The organism is Klebsiella sp. 1SOBk5mer (genome assembly GCF_046603115.1).
Taxonomy (GTDB): domain Bacteria; phylum Pseudomonadota; class Gammaproteobacteria; order Enterobacterales; family Enterobacteriaceae; genus Klebsiella; species Klebsiella quasipneumoniae.
On record NZ_JBKIUU010000035.1, the window covers coordinates 1 to 575 of the forward strand.

Annotated in this window: 1 protein-coding gene; it reads left to right on the plus strand. The window is 58.4% G+C overall.

Annotation, left to right across the window (positions count from 1 at the left end; genetic code table 11):
- The coding region (locus tag ACLH1U_RS25190) for a cupin domain-containing protein (protein WP_211702190.1) at nucleotides 1-463 on the plus strand (463 nt) is incomplete at its 5' end.
- Nucleotides 464-575 lie beyond the last annotated feature (112 nt).

The window sequence follows — 575 nt, forward strand, 5'->3', positions numbered from 1 at the left end:
GGAGAACCTGGTGATTGTCAGCACCAAGGACGCCGTGCTGGTGATGAACCGCGAGCGTTCCCAGGACGTGAAGAAGGCGGTCGAGTTCCTCAAGCAGAACCAGCGCAGCGAATACAAGCGCCACCGCGAGATTTACCGTCCCTGGGGCCGCTGCGACGTGGTGGTCCAGACTCCGCGCTTCAACGTCAACCGTATCACCGTGAAACCGGGCGGCGCCTTCTCGATGCAGATGCACCACCACCGCGCCGAGCACTGGGTCATTCTCGCCGGCACCGGCCAGGTGACGGTCAACGGCAAGCAGTTCCTGCTGACCGAGAACCAGTCCACCTTTATTCCGATTGGCGCCGAGCACAGCCTGGAAAACCCGGGCCGCATTCCGCTGGAAGTGCTGGAGATCCAGTCGGGGTCGTACCTCGGCGAGGACGACATTATTCGTATTAAAGATCAGTATGGTCGTTGCTAATTTTTTTCGGGACAAAACGCAGAATGACACAGTTAACATGCTTTAAGGCTTATGACATCCGTGGTGAACTGGGCGAGGAGCTGAACGAGGACATCGCCTACCGTATCGGCCG